Source organism: Allobaculum sp. (assembly GCF_047010065.1).
Lineage (GTDB): Bacteria > Bacillota_I > Bacilli_A > Erysipelotrichales > Erysipelotrichaceae > Allobaculum > Allobaculum fili.
The window spans coordinates 1-3,563 of sequence record NZ_JBKXLD010000145.1 but is presented as its reverse complement, the minus strand read 5'-3'; the positions used below and the strand labels follow the sequence as shown (position 1 = coordinate 3,563).

3 protein-coding genes are annotated in these 3,563 nt (G+C 48.4%); all 3 read left to right on the top strand.

Features of this window, described 5'->3' with window-relative positions; genetic code table 11:
* Positions 1-195: 195 nt before the first annotated feature.
* A complete protein-coding gene (locus tag ACLUYS_RS09585) occupies positions 196-618 on the top strand; it encodes a nitroreductase family protein (protein WP_412659737.1) in 423 nt (140 codons plus the stop codon).
* Between the two features lie 892 nt (positions 619-1,510).
* Positions 1,511-2,806: an NlpC/P60 family protein gene (locus ACLUYS_RS09580; RefSeq protein WP_412659736.1), complete on the top strand. Its 1,296-nt coding sequence runs from the start codon at positions 1,511-1,513 to the stop codon at positions 2,804-2,806.
* 462 nt (positions 2,807-3,268) lie between these two features.
* On the top strand, positions 3,269-3,563 hold a 295-nt coding region (gene ispF / locus ACLUYS_RS09575), incomplete at its 3' end, for a 2-C-methyl-D-erythritol 2,4-cyclodiphosphate synthase (protein WP_412659738.1).

Below are 3,563 nucleotides of genomic sequence, written 5' to 3'. Positions count from 1 at the left end.
GGCGCCCGCTATAAAGGGCCGCTCCAGAAATTTTCAATCGCTCATCGTCCAGCGAGGTGTTTCGGGCCTTCGAAACGGCCAAATGTTTCAACTACCAAAAAACGAATTTACACAAAATTCTTTACATACCCTATCAGTCAGGCATTACAAGTATGCAATGGTGTTTTTTTGTAAAACAGATCAGGAGGTATACAGATGAATTTAGTATTAGACTTGTTTCGCACAAGAAGAAGTTATAGGAAATACAGCGAAAAACCGATTGATGAAGCTGTATTAAAACAAATTATGGAAGTTGGACTTATTTCTCCAACAGGGGATAATTTCAAGACTGTAGAACTGATACTAATAAAAGATAAAGATCTGTTAAATGAAATCGCAAGTATGCGAAAGGCTGCAGCTATGCTTCGCCATGCAGGTGCTGCAATTATTGTGCTTGTAAATACCCAGAAGACAGATTTGTGGATTGAAGACGGAGCTATATCTGCGTCGTATATGTACCTTGCCGCCGATGCTTTAGGAATTGGAAGCTGCTGGATCCAAGTGAGAGCAAGAGATGCCGTAGACGGCAAAGAATTTGAGGAAAACTTCAAGAGAAATTCGATATACCAGAGTATATGAAACCGCTTTGTATCTTATCGTTAGGAAATGTAGATTACCAACTGCCCGCTCACTCCATAGAAGATATATTAACTGGGATAATATTCATTCTGAGAAATATTAAAATAATGAATTTTCAGAAAAAGGAGAACGCGGATATTTTTGTCAATTGAAAACTGGTCCACTTTGGGTTGAAGAAGACTGCTCTTTTCAGTTGCAGAATCCGCAGTTTGAGTTCGATATTCTGAATTCTCGGTTCAGGATTCCGTTTTTTGAGTTTAAGATTCCGACGTTTGAGTTCAAAATTCCAAGAAAATCAGAAAAAATCAGTTTGAGCTATTTAGCCCAAAGCCAGAATCAGGTCCTCTGATTCAGGTTTTGGGCTGTTTTGTAATACTTCTCACCAGCGGTTCTCGAGATCGAGCGCAGCGCAGCTGCTCTTCTGGATGAGTTTTCCTGTATCCGTAAATCGATGGATTTGAAAACTGTCATCTGAGTATGCACTTTCCAGTCCACCATTATGGAGTACGCAAAAGTCAGGCGGCCCATTTTTCAAATCCGATTTTCGCTTTTTTGGACCAGTTTTAAACTGCAAAAAAACAAGAGCTGCAAGACGAAACGAAATGCATTTTGAAATGGAACTTCCATAAAAGTAATTTCCACTTTTTCGCACCAGGCATGAAATTTACTTTTTCGCTTCACACAACTAAACTTTCAGTCTTTTCCCTTTACCCTTTTTGCCCCAAATCTTTATACTATCTTTATAAGTGCTCCGGCATCTGGACAGGATTCGGGGCTGTTTCTTTTAAAGCGACAATGTATATTAAAATTCACCCCGTTGTTGTCCGCCATTTTCGAGTCGCCTAAGATAGGAAATGGAGGGATCGCATACAAAAGTTTGGAGGGTATTGAGATGAAGGCAAACGAACCATCTGCCGTTAAGGCAGCAGCCGCTATATGTACTCTGTCTGTGATCGGAGCCACGGTTTCCACGATCACTGCCTTCACCACCAGTGAAGCGCAGAACAGACTGGACGATAAAGTCTATGCCGCGCAGGAAACCCCAAGCCCTGTCCAGCTGGATACGAAATATTATCTCGAAGCACCAGCATCCCAGTCTGATGCAGTCCAACAGAGAACACTTACCGATTCACAGGCCGAAGATGTGGCCCGTCGGGAACTGGCCCGTCTGGAAGCGCAGGATTGCGAGAAAGCCGCTGTCGCTCTGATCGAAACTCAGAGTGAACCGGCAGACCCCAATCCAGAAGTCCAGTCCGAGGATCCCGCCGCACAGAGCGCAGATCTCGCCCCGAACGCGGATGCTTCTTCTGAGCAGACGCTGGAAACGCAGGATTCTGTCGTTGCCGACGCAGCGATGAATGCGCAGCCTGTTCTTACACAGCCTGTCGCTGAGCAGCCGGCAGCACAGCCCGCAGCGAATATGCCTGCAGAACAGGTTCCCGTGGCACAGGTTCCGGTTGTGAATGGCAATGCGTCCGTAGCGGGAGGCGAATCCATTCCGGAAAGCGGCGTCGAAGCCGATAACGGCGCCGATCAGGCGATGACCGGCGATGTGATCAATCTGGACGAAACGATCACGGTACAGCCGATTCTTCCGGTTGTCACCGATCCGGTTCAGACCGATCCTTCTGCCGTTACCCAGATTCCGGAAGACGACCTTCCTTCGGATTATGATCCAAACGCGCAGCCTCCAGCGGATAATCCGCCTGACGATCAGCCGCCGATCGACGATCCGAATCCGCAGCCGCCCATCACCCCGAATCCGCCCAGCGATGTCGATCCGGGGCAGAATCAGCCGGGTGACGATGACAATAAGCCTGCCGGCGATTACTCCGCTTTGAACGCGGCCATCGCCCAGTCGGCCCTCAGCCTGGTGGGAACGACCGACGGACTCTCCTGCACGGAAGTCGTTCAGCTCGCTCTGGCAAAAGCCGGCGTCAGCGATGCCATGTCGCTCTGGCCAAAGGATTATGCGGCGATGTACGGCTACTACACGGATACGCCGCAGCCAGGCAACCTGATCTACTATGAACAGGGCGGGAACGGTCTGGACCATATCGCCATTTACATTGGAAACGGCATGGCCGTCCATGGAAACTACGTCATTGACGGCAAAGGCTATACCAAAATTGCACCGGTAGAAACCGGAAATTATTCTTACTATGCATTTATTCAGGTCTGCCGCTAGGCCGACCGAAAACAAGCCGATCCTTCCGTTGAACGGTTGAAGTTCAAAGATCTAGACGAATCTGCCCATTATGCGGATTCGTCTTTTTCTTTGGAGCCAGAAGAATCTGGATCGGTCGGGGCTTTGAAAGCTGCCCGGTGCTTCCTTCCTTTTTCTTCTCTTTTTTTTCTTCTCTTTTTCTGTTTTGAAATTTCCGGATCTTCTTTCAAATTTCTGTATCTGCGAAAAACTTCCGTACAATGAAAGAATCAGGAACGAAAGCGCGCTCACTCTGCCTGGCCGGATTGCCGGAAAGACGCATGGCCTCTTATGGCAGAAAGCCGGCTTAAAACTCAATACAGAATTCGGCTTTGTCTGAAGTGTTTTTCGTTTTCTGGAATCGGAAGAAAAAGCTTTCGTCCTGTTATGCGGCTGCCAATGCGGCGGACGGGTTACGAAAGCTGGAGGTTAACTATGGCACGAATGAGAATCGGGCAGGCCATCGACATTCATCCGCTCGAAAGCGGGAGGCCGCTGGTGCTTGGCGGCGTAGAGATTGACTCGCCCAAAGGCCTGAAAGGCCACTCGGATGCGGATGTGCTTCTGCATGCGATTGCGGAAAGCATTCTCGGGGCACTGGCCCTCGGCGATCTGGGCGCCAATTTCCCGGACACCGATCCCAAATACAAAGGCATCGCCTCGACGCTGCTTCTCGATGAAGTCTATCGGAAAATGCGCGAGAAAAAATACCATATCGGCCACGTCGACGCGACAATCA